Source organism: Amycolatopsis sp. (assembly GCF_036008905.1).
Taxonomy (GTDB): domain Bacteria; phylum Actinomycetota; class Actinomycetes; order Mycobacteriales; family Pseudonocardiaceae; genus Amycolatopsis.
In genome coordinates, this window is sequence record NZ_DASYMU010000250.1 from 19,437 (window position 1) to 38,654 (window position 19,218).

25 protein-coding genes are annotated in these 19,218 nt (G+C 68.4%); 11 read left to right on the forward strand and 14 right to left on the reverse strand.

Annotation, left to right across the window (positions count from 1 at the left end; genetic code table 11):
• Window positions 1-56 precede the first annotated feature (56 nt).
• On the forward strand, window positions 57-722 hold the full coding sequence (locus tag VGP60_RS39910; protein WP_327553425.1) for a TrkA family potassium uptake protein: 666 nt from the start codon (window positions 57-59) through the stop codon (window positions 720-722).
• Window positions 722-1,378, forward strand: a complete 657-nt coding sequence (locus VGP60_RS39915; protein WP_327553426.1) for a TrkA family potassium uptake protein — start codon at window positions 722-724, stop codon at window positions 1,376-1,378. The genes VGP60_RS39910 and VGP60_RS39915 overlap by 1 nt, the downstream gene beginning before the upstream one ends.
• A 70-nt stretch (window positions 1,379-1,448) precedes the next feature.
• Here the strand turns inward: VGP60_RS39915 and VGP60_RS39920 are convergent, their stop codons facing one another.
• Complete coding sequence (locus VGP60_RS39920; protein ID WP_327553427.1) at window positions 1,449-2,201, reverse strand: DUF3159 domain-containing protein; 753 nt, start codon at window positions 2,199-2,201, stop codon at window positions 1,449-1,451.
• Window positions 2,202-2,216: 15 nt separating this feature from the next.
• Window positions 2,217-2,594, reverse strand: a complete 378-nt coding sequence (locus VGP60_RS39925) for an OB-fold nucleic acid binding domain-containing protein (protein WP_327553428.1) — start codon at window positions 2,592-2,594, stop codon at window positions 2,217-2,219.
• Between the two features lie 103 nt (window positions 2,595-2,697).
• Here VGP60_RS39925 and VGP60_RS39930 point away from each other — a divergent pair, with 103 nt between their 5' ends.
• Window positions 2,698-3,408 carry an alpha/beta hydrolase gene (locus VGP60_RS39930; RefSeq protein WP_327553429.1) on the forward strand — a complete coding sequence of 237 codons (711 nt, stop codon included), beginning with the start codon at window positions 2,698-2,700 and terminating at the stop codon, window positions 3,406-3,408.
• On the opposite strand, the gene VGP60_RS39935 is transcribed toward VGP60_RS39930, so the two are convergent.
• The 3 genes from VGP60_RS39935 to dut all read right to left on the reverse strand — a co-directional run bounded on the left by VGP60_RS39935 (window position 3,405) and on the right by dut (window position 5,320).
• Window positions 3,405-4,034, reverse strand: a complete 630-nt coding sequence (locus VGP60_RS39935; RefSeq protein WP_327553430.1) for a LysE family translocator — start codon at window positions 4,032-4,034, stop codon at window positions 3,405-3,407. The two genes, VGP60_RS39930 and VGP60_RS39935, sit on opposite strands and share 4 nt — an antisense overlap.
• A gap of 126 nt (window positions 4,035-4,160) precedes the next feature.
• On the reverse strand, window positions 4,161-4,820 hold the full coding sequence (locus VGP60_RS39940) for a DUF3710 domain-containing protein (protein ID WP_327553431.1): 660 nt from the start codon (window positions 4,818-4,820) through the stop codon (window positions 4,161-4,163).
• On the reverse strand, window positions 4,820-5,320 hold the full coding sequence (gene dut, locus VGP60_RS39945; RefSeq protein WP_327553432.1) for a dUTP diphosphatase: 501 nt from the start codon (window positions 5,318-5,320) through the stop codon (window positions 4,820-4,822). The genes VGP60_RS39940 and dut overlap by 1 nt, the downstream gene beginning before the upstream one ends.
• Before the next feature lie 24 nt (window positions 5,321-5,344).
• On the opposite strand from dut, the gene VGP60_RS39950 reads away from it, so the two are divergent.
• Window positions 5,345-5,830, forward strand: a complete 486-nt coding sequence (locus VGP60_RS39950) for a DUF3093 domain-containing protein (RefSeq protein WP_327553433.1) — start codon at window positions 5,345-5,347, stop codon at window positions 5,828-5,830.
• Window positions 5,831-5,962: 132 nt separating this feature from the next.
• On the opposite strand, the gene VGP60_RS39955 is transcribed toward VGP60_RS39950, so the two are convergent.
• The gene (locus VGP60_RS39955; RefSeq protein WP_327553434.1) at window positions 5,963-6,271 is read right to left on the reverse strand and encodes a DUF4193 domain-containing protein; all 309 of its coding nucleotides are present in this window, start codon (window positions 6,269-6,271) and stop codon (window positions 5,963-5,965) included.
• A gap of 513 nt (window positions 6,272-6,784) precedes the next feature.
• Between VGP60_RS39955 and cei the strand changes: the two genes are divergently transcribed.
• Window positions 6,785-7,471 (forward strand): envelope integrity protein Cei, encoded by a 687-nt coding sequence (gene cei, locus VGP60_RS39960; protein ID WP_327553435.1) that lies wholly within the window; start codon window positions 6,785-6,787, stop codon window positions 7,469-7,471.
• A gap of 175 nt (window positions 7,472-7,646) precedes the next feature.
• On the opposite strand, the gene VGP60_RS39965 is transcribed toward cei, so the two are convergent.
• Window positions 7,647-8,465, reverse strand: coding sequence for an inositol monophosphatase family protein (locus tag VGP60_RS39965; RefSeq protein ID WP_327553436.1), 819 nt, complete (start codon window positions 8,463-8,465; stop codon window positions 7,647-7,649).
• Between the two features lie 64 nt (window positions 8,466-8,529).
• On the opposite strand from VGP60_RS39965, the gene ppgK reads away from it, so the two are divergent.
• Both ppgK and VGP60_RS39975 read left to right on the forward strand, forming a co-directional pair.
• Window positions 8,530-9,291: a polyphosphate--glucose phosphotransferase gene (gene ppgK / locus VGP60_RS39970; protein WP_327553437.1), complete on the forward strand. Its 762-nt coding sequence runs from the start codon at window positions 8,530-8,532 to the stop codon at window positions 9,289-9,291.
• A gap of 208 nt (window positions 9,292-9,499) precedes the next feature.
• Window positions 9,500-10,882 (forward strand): RNA polymerase sigma factor, encoded by a 1,383-nt coding sequence (locus VGP60_RS39975; protein WP_327553438.1) that lies wholly within the window; start codon window positions 9,500-9,502, stop codon window positions 10,880-10,882.
• 114 nt (window positions 10,883-10,996) lie between these two features.
• Here the strand turns inward: VGP60_RS39975 and VGP60_RS39980 are convergent, their stop codons facing one another.
• The 3 genes from VGP60_RS39980 to VGP60_RS39990 all read right to left on the reverse strand — a co-directional run bounded on the left by VGP60_RS39980 (window position 10,997) and on the right by VGP60_RS39990 (window position 12,267).
• A complete protein-coding gene (locus VGP60_RS39980; RefSeq protein ID WP_327553439.1) occupies window positions 10,997-11,386 on the reverse strand; it encodes a hypothetical protein in 390 nt (129 codons plus the stop codon).
• Window positions 11,387-11,482: 96 nt separating this feature from the next.
• Complete coding sequence (locus VGP60_RS39985) at window positions 11,483-11,686, reverse strand: hypothetical protein (RefSeq protein WP_327553440.1); 204 nt, start codon at window positions 11,684-11,686, stop codon at window positions 11,483-11,485.
• Window positions 11,683-12,267 carry a hypothetical protein gene (locus VGP60_RS39990; protein WP_327553441.1) on the reverse strand — a complete coding sequence of 195 codons (585 nt, stop codon included), beginning with the start codon at window positions 12,265-12,267 and terminating at the stop codon, window positions 11,683-11,685. The genes VGP60_RS39985 and VGP60_RS39990 overlap by 4 nt, the downstream gene beginning before the upstream one ends.
• A gap of 110 nt (window positions 12,268-12,377) precedes the next feature.
• Here VGP60_RS39990 and VGP60_RS39995 point away from each other — a divergent pair, with 110 nt between their 5' ends.
• The 3 genes from VGP60_RS39995 to VGP60_RS40005 are packed head-to-tail and all read left to right on the forward strand — an operon-like array spanning window position 12,378 to window position 15,689.
• The gene (locus VGP60_RS39995; RefSeq protein WP_327553442.1) at window positions 12,378-13,568 is read left to right on the forward strand and encodes a sensor histidine kinase; all 1,191 of its coding nucleotides are present in this window, start codon (window positions 12,378-12,380) and stop codon (window positions 13,566-13,568) included.
• Entirely contained in the window at window positions 13,565-14,206 is a 642-nt protein-coding gene (locus VGP60_RS40000; RefSeq protein WP_327553443.1) for a response regulator transcription factor, read from the forward strand. The genes VGP60_RS39995 and VGP60_RS40000 overlap by 4 nt, the downstream gene beginning before the upstream one ends.
• Window positions 14,207-14,246: 40 nt before the next feature.
• Window positions 14,247-15,689, forward strand: a complete 1,443-nt coding sequence (locus tag VGP60_RS40005) for an amino acid permease (RefSeq protein WP_327553444.1) — start codon at window positions 14,247-14,249, stop codon at window positions 15,687-15,689.
• On the opposite strand, the gene VGP60_RS40010 is transcribed toward VGP60_RS40005, so the two are convergent.
• Window positions 15,638-16,123, reverse strand: a complete 486-nt coding sequence (locus tag VGP60_RS40010) for a DUF6885 family protein (protein ID WP_327553445.1) — start codon at window positions 16,121-16,123, stop codon at window positions 15,638-15,640. The genes VGP60_RS40005 and VGP60_RS40010 overlap by 52 nt on opposite strands.
• Window positions 16,120-16,926 carry an EamA family transporter gene (locus VGP60_RS40015; protein ID WP_327553447.1) on the reverse strand — a complete coding sequence of 269 codons (807 nt, stop codon included), beginning with the start codon at window positions 16,924-16,926 and terminating at the stop codon, window positions 16,120-16,122. Before VGP60_RS40015 ends, VGP60_RS40010 begins: the two co-directional genes overlap by 4 nt.
• A 339-nt stretch (window positions 16,927-17,265) precedes the next feature.
• Here VGP60_RS40015 and VGP60_RS40020 point away from each other — a divergent pair, with 339 nt between their 5' ends.
• Window positions 17,266-17,448: a DUF7455 domain-containing protein gene (locus VGP60_RS40020; RefSeq protein WP_297543515.1), complete on the forward strand. Its 183-nt coding sequence runs from the start codon at window positions 17,266-17,268 to the stop codon at window positions 17,446-17,448.
• A 144-nt stretch (window positions 17,449-17,592) separates the two neighbouring features.
• On the opposite strand, the gene VGP60_RS40025 is transcribed toward VGP60_RS40020, so the two are convergent.
• Window positions 17,593-18,768 (reverse strand): ROK family protein, encoded by a 1,176-nt coding sequence (locus VGP60_RS40025; RefSeq protein WP_327553446.1) that lies wholly within the window; start codon window positions 18,766-18,768, stop codon window positions 17,593-17,595.
• 23 nt (window positions 18,769-18,791) lie between these two features.
• Window positions 18,792-19,218: ABC transporter permease subunit (locus tag VGP60_RS40030; protein ID WP_414640477.1), on the reverse strand; the 427-nt coding region annotated here is incomplete at its 5' end.

A 19,218-nucleotide genomic window follows, 5' to 3' on the forward strand; every position in this document is an offset into this window, starting at 1 on the left:
CTGGCCAGTCGTGGTACCTGCGTACGGGTGAACCCAGATCAAGAGGAGGCAGGTTCGTGCACGTGGTGATCATGGGATGCGGCCGGGTAGGCGCGTCCCTTGCCGCGGCGCTAGGGCGTCTCGGCCATGAAGTGGCCGTCATCGACAAGAGCCAGCAAGCCTTCAGAAGGCTCGGCAGTGACTTCCACGGCCAGCAGGTCGTCGGGGTCGGCTTCGACCGCAAGGTCCTGATCGAGGCCGGTATCGAGCGGGCCGGCGCGTTCGCCGCGGTCTCCAGCGGGGACAACTCGAACATCATCTCCGCGCGGGTGGCCCGCGAGAACTTCGGCGTCGAAGCCGTCGTCGCGCGGATCTACGACCACAAGCGCGCGGCGGTCTACGAACGCCTCGGCATCCCCACGGTCGCGACCGTGCCGTGGACGACGGACCGGTTCCTGCGGACCCTGCTCCCCGACGGCGTGGCCGCCGCGTGGCGCGACCCGTCGGGCAACGTGGCGCTGCTGCAGGTGCCACTGCACGAGGACTGGTACGGGCACAGCGTCCGCGAGCTCGAGGGCGCCACGGGCGGGCGGGTCGCGTTCATCATGCGGTTCGGCAACGGCGTGCTCCCGGACTCCAAGACCGTCATCCAGGCCGGCGACGTCGTCTACGTGGCGGCGAAGTCCGGGACCGTCAGTGATGTCACCAGCTTCGCCGCACGGGCGCCGGAAGAGGAGAACTGATGCGGGTCGCGATTGCCGGCGCCGGCGCGGTGGGCCGTTCCATCGCCATGGAGCTCATCGACGGACGCCACCAGGTGATGCTGATCGAGCGCGAGGTCGACCAGTTCGAACCGCAGATCGTCGAGCAGGCCGACTGGGTCCTCGGGGACGCCTGTGAGGTGTCGATCCTCGAAGAGTCGGGCATCGAGCAGTGTGACGTCGTCATCGCCGCCACCGGCGACGACAAGGTCAACCTCGTGGTGTCCCTGCTCGCCAAGACCGAGTTCGCGGTGCCGCGGGTGGTGGCGCGGGTCAACAACCCCGCCAACGAGTGGCTCTTCAACGACGCCTGGGGTGTCGACGTGGCCGTCTCCACCCCGAGAATGCTCGCGGCGATGGTCGAGGAGGCCGTCAGCGTCGGTGATCTGGTGCGGCTGATGACGTTCCGGCAGAGCCAGACGAACCTTGTGGAGCTCACGCTTCCGCAGGAGACTCCGTTGGCGGGCAAGGCTGTCAGTGACCTCGCCCTGCCCCGCGACGCGGCGCTGGTGACGATCCTGCGCGGCGACAGGGTCATCGTGCCGACCCCGGAGGACCCGCTGGAGCCGGGCGACGAGCTGCTGTTCGTGGCCACTGCCGACGTCGAGCCGGAGATCCGCGCCGCACTGGGCTACTGAAATGCCACCATGGCCACCTTGGTCGCGTTGAACGCGACCAAGGTGGCCATGGTGGCGAGCAAGGGGAAAATCAGGCCTCGGGGGCCGGGGTGGCGGCGTATTTGGCGCGGAGGTCGGCCTCGATCTCGGCGTCCGTTTTGACCGGTGGCGCCGTCTCTTCGAGGGTTTTCATCCGTTTGTCCGACCGGCGGACCGCCCAGACGACCACGATCAGGCCCAAGGCGTACAACGGATAGCCCATGGCGATCTTGGCGAAGGCCAGCCAGCCGGTGTAGTCCTCGTTGTACAGCCAGTTCTGCACCACGAACCGCAGCCCGAAGACCGCGGCCATGGCGAGCGTGGCGATGTCGTAGCCCATGCGGGACGGCTTGTCCTTGCGCCAGGCGTGGCCGGTGCCGTTGATCATGTTCCAGATGACGCCGGCCAGCGGCCAGCGGATCAGCACCGAAGCCACGAACAGTCCGCAGTAGACGAGACTCGCGTAGATGCCGAAGAGGAAGAACCCCTTGGCGGAGCCCGTCCGGTGCGCGATGAACACGGCGATGCCGACCCCGATCAGCCCCGAGATCGCGGGCTGGATCGGCTCCTTGCGGACGATCCGCACCACCAGGATGACGACGGCGACGCCGATCGCGCTCCAGATGGCCGCGGTGAGTCCGAAGAAGGCGTTGGCCAGCACGAACACCACCACGGGCACCGAGGAATAGATGAGCCCGGAGACGCCGCCCATCTGCTCGAGCATGGTGGGCGGGGGCTTTTCGCCCTCCTCCTCGGCGGGCTTTTCCGGCTTGGTCTTTTCACCGCTGGGGGCGGGTTCACTCACGATTCAATTACCAACTCAGGAGGTCGTCTGGAGTTCGTAGTACGGGTTGTACAGAACCTTCTGCCCGTCGCGAACGGCCATGCGGCCACGCACCTTGATGGTCCTGCCCGGCTCGATGCCCGGGATCCGGCGACGTCCCAGCCAGATTAGCGTCACACCTTGAGTTCCGTCGAACAACTCGGCCTGGAGAGTCGCGGCTTCGTTGGTCGGGCACAGCTCCACGCTGCGCAGGCGGCCGAGCACGGTCACTTCTTCACCCGACCGGCAGTCGCAAGCCCGCTTCGCGCCACCGGCCTCGGCTTTTTCGGAGAGATCGTCGGCGTCGAGGTCTTCGACGTCGCTCGTCAGCTTGCGAACCATCCGGCTGAAGTAGCCGCCTTCTTTGGCGGACATGTGGTGCTCCTGTGCTCCGGGGCCCCCGACAAATGCGGCCCGTGCGTATTCCAGCGTATGCCTAGTTCACACAAGGGAAACCGGTTTGCGCCAAGATCGCAACGTGACCTCCGCTATCCCGACACCCACGGCCGTGCTCATCCCGGGTACCGGCTCCGACGAAGTGTTCGTCCGTGCCGTGTTCGCGCGCCCCCTGGCGGCCGCCGGGGTCGGTCTCGTCACTCCTCCGCCCCCGAGGGCCGGTGAACTCGCCAGAGGCTACCTGTCGCTGTTGGACACCCTCGCGGGAGAGCGGGACGAGCCGATCCTGGTCGGCGGCATCTCGTTCGGCGCTCATCTCGCGGCGGAGTGGGCGGTGCGCAATCCGGGCCGATGCGCCGGTCTCCTGGCCGCGCTCCCGGCCTGGAACGGTCTCCCCGGGCAAGCACCCGCGTCGCTCGCCGCGAAGCTCTCCGCCGATCTGGTGGCCCGCGACGGGCTGGAGCCCGCACTCTCCGTTTCGGTCGGCGGAGTGCCCGGCTGGCTTTCCGACGAGTTGAGCCGGGCGTGGCGGCGGCACGGCGACGGGCTCGCCGAGAGCCTGCGCGTGGCCGCCGGCCATCCGGCGCCGACACTGGACGAGCTGCGCGCGCTGGCCGTCCCGGCGGGAATCGCGACCTGTACCGACGATCCGATCCACCCGACGAAAGTCGCATACGAGTGGGCGTCGGCGCTGCCGAACTCGGCGGTCCAGGAGACGACATTGACCGCTTTGGGCGAGGATCGGGAGTCGCTGGGCCGCGCCACGGTCCTCGCGTGGCTGCGCGCTCGTTAATCAGCGACGGCGACGAAGCCGCCGAGGCCGATCATCGTGGCGCCGCTGGCGACACGCTGGCGGACCCGCCACTTCACGTTGTCCATGAGCCGGGTGCCGAGCTTGCCGGCGAACACGGCGACCACGAGGTCCGCCGAAGTCGCCATGACCACCGCGATCAGGCCGAGCACGACGAACACCAGCGCCGCGGGAGCGCGCTCCGGGTGGACGAAATGCGGCAGCAGGGCCATGAAGTACAACGCCGTCTTGGGGTTGAGCAGCTCCGAGAAGATCCCCTGCACCAGCGGCGAGCGGGCCCACCGCCGTGCGGAACCGGGGTCGGCGGGCAGGTCTTCGTGGTGGCGCTTGAAGATGGCCTGCAGCCCGAGGAACACCAGGTACGCGGCACCGGCCAGCTTGACCACGGTGAAGGCGACCGCCGACGTCGCGAGCAGCGCGGACAGCCCCAGCGCCGCGGCGAACACGTGCACCGACGCGCCGATCCCGTTCCCGGCCGCCGACCGGAGCCCGTCACCGCGCCCGCCGCGCAGGCTCCTGGCCAGCACGTACAGCATTCCCGGACCGGGCACGAGCGCGAAGACCGCGGCGGTACCCAGGAAGATCACCAGTTCGGCGGCGTCAGGCATGGTACGACCGTACCGAAATACCCCGTTTCACCAAATCGCTTTTCCGTTGGGTGGGAACAGCGCGCTATGAACGGACCGTTCCTTGCGTTTCCCGCAAGGAACGGTCCGTTCATAGCGCTTGGAGAACTAGCCCTGGGCTTGTTGCTCCGCGATGTGCTCGGCGACGGCGTCGGGCAGCGTGATGGCGAGCGGGGTGCGCACCGGCATCGGCGCTTCCCCGCGATCCACGATCGTGCGGCGCACGATGTCCCGCAGCACCATCGGAGCCTGCGCCGCGACCGTCTGCGGCCCGGCGATCACGCCGCGCAGCATCCACCGGGGGCCGTCGACACCGACGAACCGGAGCGCGACCTCGCCGACGATCGCCGACAGCTCGATCCCCCACTCGCCCATGCCGATCGACACCTTGGCGCCGTCCTGGCGCAGCTGCTCGGCCAGCTCGTTGCCGACGTCCTTCCAGAGCCCGCCCGACCGCGGCGCGGCGTACGCGCTGACGGTGACCTGGCCCTGCTCGGTGACGACGTGCACCGCGCGCACGCCGCCGGACTCCGGGTCCATCTCGACCTGGACCTGTGAACCGTCCGGCACCGGCACCTTCACCGAACCGAGGTCGATCCGCGGGATGCCGTCTTCTTCGGCATCGGCGACGTCGAAGGGGCCGTCCTGCACCGCCGAAAGCGACGTTTCGGGCTCCTCGAAGTCGTCGTCCCGCTCGTCGGCGTCGGGCGCCGAATGCCGGCCGGCGGGCTTGCCCTGCTCAGCCCGCTTGCGTCCGAAAATCCCCACTACAGCTCCGTTCTTTCCCCAGTGTCTGCGCCATTATCCGGGCTTTCGCCCAGCGTGGCGTGCCCACCCGTGGACCCATAGCCGCCCGCACCGCGCTCGGTCGTGTCGAGCTCGTCGACCTCGACGAACACCGCGTGCTCCACCTTCTGCACGATCAGCTGCGCGATCCGGTCACCGCGAGCCAGTTTCACCGGCTCACGAAGATCATGGTTTATCAGGCAGACGCGGATCTCGCCCCGGTAACCCGCGTCGATCGTGCCCGGCGTGTTGACCACCGACAGCCCGACGCGCGCGGCCAGGCCGGAGCGCGGGTGGACGAAGCCCGCGTAGCCGACCGGGAGCGCTATCGCGATACCGGTGCCGACGACGACACGCTCCCCCGGTTCGAGGATCACGTCGGAAGTGGTGACTAGATCGGCTCCGGCGTCACCGTGGCGCGCGTAAGCGGGCAACGGGACACTCGGGTCGATCCTTGAGAGCAGGACCTGAACGCTGGACACGGGCGGCGAGACTACCCTGGCGGAGTGGGTAACAGCGCAAGCACGGCCGTCCAAGGCGCCGTCAAACACTCCGAACGGCTTTACGTCCCCTGGTGGAACTGGCCGCTCCCGCTCGTCATGGCCGGGCTGCTCGCCGCGGAGATCGACATGGGCTACCCCGGGGTCCGCGCGTGGCTGCCGTACGTCGTGATGCTTCCGCTGGTGGTGGCCCTGATGATCACGCTGGGCCGGACCAGGGTCCGCGTCACCGGCGGCGACGAGCCCGAACTGTGGGTCGGCGACGCGCATTTGCCGCTGCGCTACGCCGGCGAGGTCGAGGTCATCGACAAGCAGCACAAGCGCAAGGCGCTCGGGCAGGACGCCGACCCCGCCGCGTTCGTGCTGCACCGCGGCTGGGTGGGCCCGGTGGTGCGCGTCCGGCTCACCGACCCCGAGGACCCGACGCCGTACTGGCTGTTCAGCACCCGGAACCCCGAAGCCGTCGCCGAACTCCTTCGTGGGCGTTCCTAGCCACGATCGGAGATACACGAAAGGGGTGGCCGGGCCGAAGCCCGACCACCCCATCGTCACTCGAATCGACTAACCCCGAACCCCTGGTGACGCCTGTTCGTACTCCCTGAAATCAGCTGAGATCAGGACGGATCAGGCACAGTCACGGCAGATCAGGCGGCCGCCGCTTTCCTCGGCCAGCCTGCTGCGGTGGTGGACCAGGAAGCACCGCGAGCAAGTGAACTCGTCGGCCTGCTTGGGAACCACCTTGACGGTCAGGTCCTCACCGGAAAGTCCGGAGAGGTCCGCACCGGGAAGTTCGAAGTTTTCGGCGGTCGCGTCCTCGTCGACGTCGACAACACCGGACTGGTTTTCATTGCGCCGCGCCTTGAGCTCTTCCAACGAGTCTTCGGCCAGCTCGTCGGCCTCGCTGCGGCGCGGAGCGTCATAATCGGTCGCCATTGTCCCTCACCCCTGCGATCAGCTTAAATGTTCAATGGGCAAGACCCACGAGCCTTGCCCGTAAGTCCTGTGCCGCTGGTCAACGTTCCAGGGCCCCGGTTTGTGCCCGGCTTCGCAGTGAGCGAGGTCTCGATTTTGTGCCTCAGTTCTGCCGCCGGAGCTGCCAGAGGGTAGCTCACGCCGCTCACAACGCCATAACCTGGCGGTCTTAGTCGCCAAGACGTCACCCATCAGGGGTAATGCCGAAGGAAGACGCGCCATCCCCCATCCGGGTTGCCCACGCGTTCCGAAGATCACCCGACCCGGCCGGAAGCTTGCCCGCGGCGGCCTTGACGTGGTGCGATTCGAAGCAGCCGGGCTTGGGTACATCCCAGCGCGGAGTGGTGCGAGACGACGCGGGATCCCAGGGGAACCCACGCCGGACGCCGAAAGCCCGAACGCTTAGGGTTAGCGGCGACCGAAGGTGTGGGTAGCAACACGTTCGGGTTCCGCGTTCGGGAAGGGACGGAGCAGGTGGCGTCGGGGAACGGCTTCGGGGACCGTAACGCGCGGCCGTATCGTAAGCGGCGGCCTTTGCCCGCGCTGATCGTGATCGGCGTGCTCTGTCTCGGTGCGGTGTTCGTGTGGGTCAACGCGATCATGAGCCGTGCCGACATCAACGAAGCGATCAAGTGCGATCCTCCCGCCACACCGGCCGCAGGCGTCACTTTCACTTCACTCGGCCATGACGCGCTCGACGACCGCACGCCGATCCCGCCGGACAAGGTCGCGGTCAAGGTCCTCAACGCCAGCAAGATCCGTGGCCAGGGCGGCATCACCACCGAGTCGCTGCGCGCGCTGGGCTTCACCCAGATAGGCACGCCCGAAGACGATCCCGCGTACCCGGGCGAGGCCAAGGCCAATTGCCACGGCCAGATCCGGTTCGGGGAGAACGGCGCCGCGGCGGCCCGCACCGTGAGCCTGCTCGCGCCGTGCACCGAGCTCATCAAGGACACCCGGCAGGACGCCACCGTCGACCTGATGATCGGCACCAACTTCGGCGACGTGCGCCCGACCGCCCCGGCGGCCCAGATCATGGCGCAGCTCAAGACGTGGTCCGAGCGGCACCAGGGCAGTGGCGGCGGCGAGCAGTCCGCCGGCGCCACCGCCCCGACCGTCGACCAGGCGGCCCTCAAGGCCGCTCGCGACGTGACCTGCTGACGAGTTGTCGGCGAGCCGCGCCGCTCTGCATGAGTGGCTGCGCACGAACCCGCTTGGGCCGAAGGCACGCTATCCCGGCGGCAGGGCGCCCCTCGGCAAACAGCTAGCTGCCTCGGCAAGGAGCGCCCTGGCGACGCGATCGCGTCGCGGGTTAAAACGACGGACAAAGTTGGAGTTAGACCTGTCCAGAGCCCGCTTCGATGAGTGCTGCCCGCAAGGGCACGGCGATCGAGCTCGCGGCGACGAAGGTCGCGTCCGCTCCCACGGCGCCGTCCGCTCCCGGCAGGATCACCACCGCGCCCGCTTCTTCGGCGATGAGCGCGCCCGCCGCCCAGTCCCATCGGCCCAGCCCGTGTTCGACGAAGGCGTCGGTCCAGCCGGCCGCGACCGAGCACAGCTCCAGCGACGCCGCGCCCGAGCGGCGGATGTCACGGACCCGCCCGACCAGTTCGGCGACGAATCTTCCCTGCCGGACGCGCCGCGCGGCGTCGTAGGCGAACCCGGTGCCCACCAAGGTCAGTTCCAGGCTCTCCGGCGCCGACACGGACAGCCGCCGCCCGTCGAGCCACGAGCCCTGCCCGCGCGCGGCCGTCCAGCGGCGGCCGCTGACGGGCTCCACGACGGCCCCCGCGACGGACACACCGTCCACCTGGGCCGCCACCGACACCGCGAACGACGGATAGCCGTAGAGGAAGTTCGTCGTGCCGTCGATCGGGTCGACGACCCAGGTCACCCCGGCGCCGGCGGTCCCACCCCCTTCCTCGCCGAGGATGTCGTCTTCGGGCCTGAGCTCGGCGAGGCGGGCGCGGATGAGGCGCTCCGACTCGAGGTCCACGGCGGTCACCACGTCGGTGTCACTCGATTTGGTGGCCACCGAGCCGGTGCGAAGGCTCTCCCAAGCCGTGCGCACCAGTCCGGCGGCTTCGGCCGCGACCAGCTCGGCGGTGTCTTTCAGACCGGTGAATATGTTCTCGTCAAGTCCCACGACAGTCATGTCACCACATCCGGTTAAAGTCTTCGCAGCAAGCTTCTGAATCGTGAGAGAAGGGACCACGTCAGTGACGGCGACCCGAGGTTTCGGAATCGACATCGGCGGCAGCGGTATCAAGGGCGCGCTTGTCGATCTGGAGGCGGGTGGCCTCATCGGCGAGCGCCACCGGATCGACACGCCGCAGCCCGCGACCCCCGAGGCGGTGGCCGACGTCGTAGCGGAGGTCGTCGCGCACTTCTCGTGGGAGGGCCCGGTCGGGGTCACCCTGCCGGCCGTGGTCAAGAAGGGCGTCGCGCACACCGCGGCGAACATCGACCCCAGCTGGATCGGCACCGACGCGGACGCGCTGTTCGCGAAGCGGCTCGGCCGCAGTGTCGACGAGGTCGCGATGCTCAACGACGCCGACGCGGCCGGCATGGCCGAGGTCCGCTTCGGCGACCCGCTCGCGCGCACGGGCGTCGTCGCGCTGCTGACCTTCGGCACCGGCATCGGCAGCGCGGTGTTCCTCGACGGCAAGCTCGTCCCGAACACCGAGTTCGGCCATATCGAGGTCGACGGGCACGACGCGGAGAAGAAGGCCGCGGCGTCGGTGAAGGACAACCACGGGCTCAGCTACCCCGAATGGGCCACCCGTGTGAATCGTTACCTCACCGTTCTCGAGAACCTGATCTGGCCGGATTTGTTCATCGTCGGCGGCGGCGTCAGCAAGAAATCCGAGAAGTGGGTTCCGCTGCTCGAGATCAGGACGCCGATTGTCGTTGCGTCACTACAGAACAACGCCGGCATCGTGGGCGCGGCGGCCGCCGCGGTGGAGGGGATCGAGCACTGATCCGGGGGCCGCGAGGACGCCGCGATGGCGTCTCGCGACGGCCCGAGAGGTGATCGCTTCGCGACGCACTCGCCCATCGTCGTTACAATGGAACACGGCCCACGGCTGCGGAGGACAAAACCGCAGGCCGGGGCATGTTCCCCGAATTTGAGGCAGCCGAGACCCCGCGTCTCTGCTCGTCATGATCGACCGCTGCGAAAGGGCGTAAGTGGCAGCCGCAAGAACCGCAACCCGAAGCGGTACGAAGACATCGAGCGCCGCCGACACCACCGGTGAGGCCGACGAGGCCGTCGCACCGAACGGTACGGCCAAGCCGGCGGCACGCAAGCCCGCCGCCAAAAAGGCACCCGCGAAGAAGGCCCCGGTGAAGAAGGGCGCCAAGGGCGAGGACAGCAAGGGCGAGCCCGACGGCCCCGGCGACCTCGACGAGGCCGACCTCGAGACACCGGATCTCTCCGATCTGGAAGAGGTCGAGGTCGACGTGGTCGACGCGACCGTGACCGAAGAGCCGGACGCGGACGACGACGAGGACGCCGAGCCCGCAGCGAAGGGCAAGCGCCCGACTCCCGCCACCGACCGCGCCAACAAGGCCGCCGACAACCCCGACTTCGTCTGGGACGAAGAGGAGTCCGAGGCGCTGCGTCAGGCCCGGAAGGACGCGGAGCTCACCGCTTCCGCCGACTCGGTGCGTGCCTACCTCAAGCAGATCGGCAAGGTCGCGCTGCTCAACGCCGAGGAGGAGGTGGAGCTCGCCAAGCGCATCGAGGCCGGGCTCTACGCCGCCGAACGCGTCCGCAACGCCGAGGAGGAGGGCGAGAAGCTCGCCACCCAGATGCGGCGTGATCTCAAGTGGATCGTGCGGGACGGCGAGCGCGCCAAGAACCACCTGCTCGAGGCGAACCTCCGGCTCGTGGTGTCGCTGGCCAAGCGCTACACCGGTCGCGGCATGGCGTTCCTGGACCTGATCCAGGAGGGCAACCTCGGCCTGATCCGCGCGGTGGAGAAGTTCGACTACACCAAGGGCTACAAGTTCTCGACGTACGCCACGTGGTGGATCCGCCAGGCGATCACCCGCGCGATGGCCGACCAGGCCCGCACCATCCGTATCCCGGTGCACATGGTCGAGGTCATCAACAAGCTCGGCCGCATACAGCGTGAACTCCTGCAGGATCTCGGTCGCGAGCCCACCCCCGAGGAACTCGCGAAGGAAATGGACATCTCCCCGGAGAAGGTCCTGGAGATCCAGCAGTACGCCCGTGAGCCGATCTCGCTGGACCAGACCATCGGCGACGAGGGCGACTCGCAGCTCGGGGACTTCATCGAAGACTCCGAAGCCGTGGTGGCCGTCGACGCGGTGTCGTTCACCTTGCTGCAGGACCAGTTGCAGTCGGTGCTGCAGACGCTGTCCGAGCGTGAGGCGGGCGTGGTCCGGCTGCGCTTCGGCCTGACGGACGGCCAGCCGCGCACGCTGGACGAGATCGGCCAGGTTTACGGGGTCACCCGTGAGCGCATCCGGCAGATCGAGTCCAAGACGATGTCGAAGCTGCGTCACCCGTCGCGGTCGCAGGTCCTGCGGGACTACCTGGACTGACGTTTTCCAGCTGTACCAAGGGATCTTTGCCAGCGCTCCGGCGTCGGCGAAGGTCCCTTGGTTCGTTTCGGGAGTTGTCTCTCAGGGGATACTTTTCGTTTTCGCGGTTGTCTCTCAGGGGATACTGAGTCCCGCGGTGCGCAGCGATTCTTCGACGCGGAGGCGTTCGATCTCCCGGTCCATGCCTTCGGGGATTTCGCCGAGCCGGTTCGGGATTTCCACCGCGTCGCAGGCGTCGGTGAGCAGGGCGTCGTACGCCTGACGGGTGCCGGTGCGGCGGGCCATCGGCGTCCCCGGGGCGAACTGGGCCAGGAGCCGGTGAACGCGGCGGAGATCCGCGGCGAGTTCCTGGATCGGCGGATGCTCCGGCGATGGCTTGGGCCGCTTCGCCTTGCGCACCAAGCCGGGAACCTTCAGCGCGCCCAACGCCAACGCCGTCGGCGCCACCACCACCACGGCGTACAGCAAGAAGTTCACCACCGGAAAGCCACCCTGCTCGGCCATACTCCCCACTATGACGCGCGCGCCACGAGATGTCGACACCCACGTGATACCCCGCGTGCGCAACTACCGCCATCTGTCGACAGATGGCGGTAGAAGCTAACGGCGACGGCGTTGGCGGGCCATTTCCGACAGCACCAGCGCACCGCCGACCACGGCCATCGCCACGCTCACCGGCAGGTGCAGCCCGGGCGGGAGGAGATGCAACTGGAGGAACCAGCTCTCCGACTCGCTGCCGGCGATCCGGTTGATGAAACCGCCGACTCCTTGCACCACAAGGAGAATCCCCAGCACCTCGATCATCGGCTCACTTCTTCCTTCTTCTTGGCGGGCGAGAGCAGCACCCACAGCGGACCGGTCACGAACCAGATCGAGGTGACGACACCGAGCCTGGGGAGCCAGCCCAGCAGCGGCTGCGCCTTGTCGAAGCCGCCGATCATGAAGACGAGCACGAGCAGCACGGCCGACGCGATCGCGCTGGAGAGCACGCACTTGCCCCACTCACGCCATTCGTGACGTTCCCGTTCCTTGCCGCGCTTCGGGCGCTTGACCGGGGCGGGGCCGCCGGCGAAGCGGTGTGCGAAGCGGACGTCGGCCCAGCGGATCATCGATGGGCCGAAGACGACACTGAACCCGAGGTACACCGCGGCGAGGCCGTGGATCAGGCTGGCCTCGGCGCCACGGGAGATGTCGATCATCGTCGCGACCAGCACCACCACGTCGACCAGCGGCGTAGCGGCCAGCAGCACGATGCTCGTCCGCCGGAGCTTCAGCGGGTAACGCGCGATCAGGCCGGCGACGATGAAGACCCAGAAACCGATCTCCCCCGCGACGATCACCGCCGCCATCGGGTTTTCCGAGATGAAGTCGAAGATTTTGTCCACGTTGCCGAGCTTGCCGTCCGGACCCCTCGGGCGCGTCGGCGAACAGCACGACAAGGTGGTCATCAGTTCGTAGGACGCCCGCGGGCCCCAGGTGTGCTGGAATACGGGGTGTGTCCCAGTTGGTCCCGTGGTTCCGCCGGTTGCCGGTCTTCACCCAGGACGCCACGGTGGCGGTTACCACCTGGGCGCTCGGGCTGGTGCTGTACGTCTCGTGGCTCTACCCGCTGACCGTCGGCTCGGTCGGCACCCCGATGTGGGTCCGCCTGCTGCTTCTGACAGTCGTCTGCGTGATCCAGCTGTTCCGCCGCCGGATTCCCTTCGCCCTCATCGCGGGGACGGTGGTGGTCGGGGTGGACGTCTCGCTCGGGCCGACGGTGCCGATGCTGATCGCCTACACCGACCTCCTGTACGCGGCGACGCTCTACGGCTCACGCCAGGCGCACCGCGCGATGATCGGGATCGCCGCGACGGGCACGCTGGCGCTGTTCGTCGGGGCGGTCGTGCTCTCGTCGGACTGGCGCAACGCGCTGATCGCGGTGTTCGCCGCGGTGCCGTTCCTGGTTGTCCCGGTGTGGTGGGCGACGAACATCCGCCAGCAGCGCGACATCGCGGACAACGAGCGCGCGAACACCGCCCAGCTGGCGAAGATCAGTGAGCTCGACAGGCACGCGGCGGTCACCTCGGAACGCTCACGGATGGCACGGGATCTGCACGACGTGATCGCCGGGCATCTTTCGGCCATCGCGATCCAGTCCGAGGCCGTCCTCACGATGACCGACGCCGATCCCGCGACCTCTCGCGCTGCTCTCCGGTCCGTGCGGGAAAACAGCGTCAGCGCGCTCGAAGAGATGCGCGCCATGATCGGGCTGCTCCGCTCGGACGGCTCCGAAGACGAAACCGTCTCCCCCGCGCGGCTCGCCGAACTGTCCAAACTGGTCGAATCGGCGCGGACCAGCGGCATGGATGTCGAGGTCCGGTTCGACGTGGACGAAGCGACGACGCTGCCCGCCGCGGTGGATCTCACCGCGTACCGCATCGCGCAGGAAGCCTTGACCAACGCGGTGAAACACGCGCCGGGCGCACGGGCCACAGTGGACATCCGGTACGCCGACGGGATCTTGACCGTCGAGGTCACCAACGAACTGAAGAACCCGGCGGCGAAACCGCGGCCGGACAACGGGATGGGGCTGCTGAACATGCGGGAACGGGCGACCGCGCTCGGTGGGTCGCTGTCGGCGGGCCCGTCCGAAGGCGCTTGGCGGGTCCACGCGGTCCTGCCGTTCGGAGGAACTGAAGCATGACGGTCCGGGTACTGCTCGCCGACGACCACGGCGCGATCCGCTCCGGGCTGGCGCTGATCCTGAACAACGCCGAAGGCATCGAAGTGGTCGGCGAGGCGGCCGACGGTGCCACGGCGGTCCAGCAGGCACACGCGCTGCGGCCCGACGTCGTGCTGATGGACATCCGGATGCCGGGCATGGACGGCATCGCCGCGACCCGCGAACTCGTCGCCGAGGGGCTCTGCGAGGTGCTGGTGCTGACCACCTTCGACCTCGACGAGTACGTGCACGGCGCGCTTCGGGCCGGCGCCGCCGGGTTCCTGCTCAAGTCGGTCGAGGCCGCGCGGCTCATCGAAGCCGTCAAGTTGGTCGCCGCCGGGGAAGGGGTGCTCGCGCCGCAGGTGACTCGTAAGCTCATCGCCGCGTTCGCCGCCGGAACCCCCCAACCGGCAACAAAGCCGGCTGGCTTCGACGACCTGACCGACCGCGAGCGCGAGGTGCTCGCGTGCCTCGGCGAAGGCCTTTCCAACGCCCAGATCGGGACCAGGCTGTTCATCGGGGAAACCACGGTGAAGACGCATGTCTCGCGGGTGCTGACCAAGCTCGCGCTGCGCTCGCGGGTGCAGGCCGCGATCGTCGCCCAGGAAGCCGGGCTCTGACCGTTCTGCGGACCAGCCGGTGATCTCTTAACGTAACGCCATGGGCGTGCTGCGAACTCTGGATGTGGACGAGGTCCTGAAACGACAGGACTCGGGGGATCTCAAACGAACTTTGCGCGGGCGCGACCTGATCGGGTTCGGCGTCGGCATCATCATCGGCACCGGCATCTTCACCCTCGCCGGGGTGGAGGCGAAGAACCACGCCGGGCCGGCGGTCACGCTGTCGTTCGTGATCGGCGCCGTGGTCGCCGCGCTGGCCGCGTTGTGTTACGCCGAACTGGCTTCCAGTGTCCCGACGGCGGGTAGCGCGTACACCTACGCGTTCGCGACCCTGGGCGAGATCTTCGCCTGGATCATCGGCTGGGACCTGCTGCTGGAGTTCGCCCTCGGCGCGGCCGTGGTGTCGCGCGGGTGGTCGGGGTACCTCGCGAATCTGCTCGGCCTCCCGCAGGAACTCTTCGGGGAAGAGGCGACGGTCAACATCGGCGCGGTGCTGATCATCGCGGTGCTGACCGTGGTCGCGGTGGTCGGCATCAAACTGTCCTCGCTGGTCACAAACGTGCTCGTGATCGTGAAGGTCGCGGTGTGCGTGCTGATCCTGGCGGTCGGTGTGTTCTACATCAAGGCCTCGAACCTCACGCCGTTCATCCCGTCGTCACAGCCGCCGCCGGAGGGCACCGACACGCTGCACCAGCCGATCGTCCAGGCCGCGCTCGGGCTCGAACAGTCGGTGTACGGCATCGCCGGCATGATGACCGCCGCGGCCATCGTCTTCTTCGCCTACACCGGTTTCGAGGCGCTCGCGAACCTCGGCGAGGAGACCAAGAACCCGACCAAGGACCTGCGGGTCGGCATCCTCGGCGCGCTGGGGATCTGCGCGCTGCTCTACATCGGGGTTTCGATCGTGCTGACCGGCATGATCCCGTACACGAACATCGACGTCGGCGCGCCGCTGGCGTCGGCGTTCGACGACGTCGGCCAGCACTGGGTCGGGGCGCTGATCTCACTCGGCGCGGTGACCGGGCTGACGTCGGTGATGATGGTCGAACTGGTGACGATCGGGCGGATCGGGTTCGCGATGGGCCGCGACGGCCTGCTGCCTAAGAAACTCGGCACCGTGCACCCGAAGTGGGGCACCCCGCACCGCGTGACGATCGGCGGTGCCGTGCTGATCGCGCTGCTCGCCGCGTTCATCCCGATCAGCGAGCTTTCGGACATGGTCAGCATCGGCGCGCTTTCGGCGATGATCATCGTCGCGCTCGCGGTGCCCGTGCTGCGCCGCAAACGCCCGGAGCTGAAGCGCCCGTTCCGGGTGTCGTTCTCGCCCGTGCTGCCGATCGTGGCCGCGCTGGCGTGCCTGTACCTGATGCTCAACCTCGACGTGCTGACCTGGATCCGGTTCGCCGCCTGGCTCGCGCTCGGCATGCTCATCTACTTCTTGTACGGCCGCAAGCATTCCAGGCTGGCCGACAAGACCACCTGAGCCGCCACCTCGACGTCGCCGGGAGCGACGTCGAGGTGCACGCCTCCGTGCGCTTCACGAAGTCCGGCGGCGAGCCAGTCCAGTGGCTGGAGATGCACCGGCAACGACATCGAACCGTCCACAATGGACGCGATCGTCCCTTCCGGACCGCTCAGGGTGCCGCCCAGCACCACCGCGCGATGCCCGGACCACGGTGACGTCCACAGTGGAGGGATGCCGGTGTCGAGGTAGTCGCGCAGCGCCCGCTCCGGAGTGTCCGGCGAGCCCAGTTCCCCCGCGTCGACTTCGGCGGTCACCGCGGCCGTGCGGAGACCGTGGACACCGAGCAGCAGCCGGGCGAGCACGTCGGTGTCCCACTCCCCCGTGGCGGTGACCCGCCGAGTCCCTTCCGGAAACGCCCGCGAGAACGGGCGGACCTCGGCGAGCAGGCTCACGCGGCCCCCTGGGTCGACTCCGGGTCATCGCGCGACCGCATCGCGACCCCGGCGACGACGGCGAGCGTGCCGAGCGCCTCGGGCAGGGTGGGCACCTGCGCCAGCAGGAAGAAGCCGAGCACCCCGGCCGTGACGGGAAGCAGGGCGAGGAGAAGCGCGAACCGTGCTCTGCCAACACGCCGCAGCACCACTTGGTCCAGTCCATACGGCACGACGGTGGACAGCACCCCGACGCCGATACCGAGCAGCAGCAACCGTGGCGAAGCCCACACCTCGCCGGTTCCCATGGCCAGCGGGGAAAGCAGCACGGTCGCCATCCCGAAGCCGATCGCGAGACTGTCGATGCCCGAACCGACGCTGGCACCGAGCGCGACCCGCTTGCCGAGCACGATGTACCCGGCCCATGCGGCGGCCGCGGCCAGCGCGAAGAAAACGCCGAGCGCGCTGCCGGAAAGCTGGACGTCGGCGATGCAGACGACCCCGGCCGTGGCCAGGAGCAGGGCGAAGATGTCACGTTTTGTCCTGGAACCGAAAGCGGCCACGAGCACCGGTCCGGCGAACTCGATCGCGACGACCGTGCCCAGCGGCAGGCGCGCGATCGCTTCGTAGAACAGGACGTTCATCCCCGCGGTCACGACACCGAAGGCGGTTGCCAACAGCAAGTTGCGCCCGCGCCAGGCGGCCCGGCCAGGCCGCCGCCACGCCAGAAGCACCACCGCGGCGCCGAGACAACGCAGCCAAGCCACCCCCGAAGGAGTCGCCACGGGAAAAAGTCCCACCGCGACCGCCGCTCCGGCGTACATCGAAATTCCGCTGAGAACGAACAAGATCGGGGCCGGTACCGCCCCGATACGCTGTTTGACCGCCAAGACACCCACCCCCGCATGGTGCCTGACCAGTGGGAACCACTTCCCCTGGGGCCCGAATCCCGTCAAGCGGGATTCATCTGCGGCATATGGGGTAATTCCACGTGACACGAATCCCAAGCAACCGGGAACACTTGCGGCACACGAAACGTCTGTAAGAGTAGAGGCAGCGAACACCGAGGAGCCGGCGGCGACCCCGTCACCGGAGTCTTTGCCGAAGTGGTCGTGGCTGGATCGATGGCACCGGGTAACCGGTGCCGGGACGGAGGGACTCCAATGACCACACCGACGCTCACCCGCCCCGAACTGACCGCTGTCGACCGTTGCGACCGTTGCGGCGCGGCAGCCCAGGTAAGGGCCATTCTCAGCACCGGTGGCGAGTTGCTCTTCTGCGGACACCACGCCCGCGAGCACGAAACCAAGCTCAAGGAAATGGCAGCCGATATCCAGCGCGGCTGACGCGAAAGTTGTTAGGGCGGCGAGTGCTCGTGGAGAGCACTCGCCGCTTTTTTCGCGTCAGGCGTCCGGTGGGGGCCGAGCCCCCACAACCCCCGCCGGGGCAAGCCCCGGACCCCGCGGTGGTTGCCTCGCGTGGACACTGGTCTAGACCGTGTCCAGGACCATCTCGAAGGCGATCTCGGCGGCGCCGAGCAGCTTGACGTCGATGCCGAGCACCGAGCTCACGATCCTGGTGCCGCCCACAGCGCGGCTGACGAGGCTGCGCCGCCGGACGTCGGTGCCGACGCGGTCCAGCACGGACTCCGGCAGGACGGTCAGCAGGTCGCCGAGTACGACGAGTTGCGGGCCCAGCAGGTTCACCACGTTGACCAGGCCGAGGGTCAGCCACTCCGCGAACTCCGAGAGCCGTTCCCAGGCCGCCAGCGGGTCGTTGCCGAGTTGGCGCAGTTCGACGAGGATCGCGCCGCGAGGGGTGTCTTCCGGCAGCCTCAGCGCGCGGCACAGCGCCGCTTCACCGACTTCGGTCTCCCAGCACCCGCTGCTGCCGCAGTAGCAGGGACGGCCGCTCTCACCGGGCCGGATCACCATGTGGCCGACTTCACCGACATAGCCCGACTTGCCGCGCAGTGACGAGCCGTCGGCGATGACACCGCCGCCGACACCGACGTCCGCGGAGATGTAGACCGCGTCCGAGGAGCCGCGGGCGACGCCGCGGATGTGCTCGGCCACCGCGCCCAGTTCCGCGTCGTTGCCGACGAGGACCGGGATGCGCAGGACGCTGCTGAGCCGCTCGCCGAGCGCGACGTCGGTCCAGCGGAGGTTCGGCGCTTCGTGGACGAGCCCGTCGGAGCGCCGGACGACGCCGGGCACCGACACCCCGGCGGCCACCGGGGTCACTCCGAGGTCACCGGCGAGCACCGCCGTCGACTCGATGATGTGCGTGATGACCTCGTCGGCCTCGCGCATACGGCCCCGCAGGTTCCAGCTGTTGCGGCCCAGTATCTGGCCGCCGAGCCCCACCAGCGCGATGGCGACGTGCTCCACCTGCAGGTCGACCGCGAGTACCACCGCGGCCTGTGGCTGGGGAAGGACCAGGAGCGAGGGGCGGCCTGCCCCTCGCCCTGGCCTCGGAACCTTCTCCTCGACCATGCCCGCCTCGGCGAGCCCGTCCACGAGGGTCTTGATGGTGCTGCGGTTCAACCCGAGCTCCGCGGCCAGGGCCGCCCTCGTGCACGGGCCGCTGACGTGCAGCAGCCTGAGGAGTGTCGTGCGGTTGTGCCTGCGCACCTCGTCCGGGCGTGCGACGGGTGAACTGGTCACGGGCCTTGTCAATCCATCCGGACTCAGCGGGGTGCCGCGGCCGCTCGGCGCCGCGACAACGCGTCCACTGTGGCCGCGAGCAGCAGAACCAGCCCGGTGATGATGTTGACCGTCGCGGCCGACTGCTGGAGCAGGCCGAGTCCATTGCTGACCACGGCGAGCACCAGGCCACCGATCACGGCGTCGAACACGCGCCCCTTGCCGCCGAAGAGCGACGTACCACCGATGACGGCGGCACCGACGGCGAACAGCAGCGTGTTGAGGCCACCGGCCTGCGGGTCGACGGAACCGACCTTCGACGAGTAGACGATCGCGCCGATGGCCGCCACCGACGAACAGATCACGAACACGCTTGCCCGGATCTTGCCGACGTTGATACCGGCGCGGCGAGCCGCTTCCTGGTTACCGCCCACGGCGTAGATGTGCCGGCCGTACTGAGTGCGGTTGAGG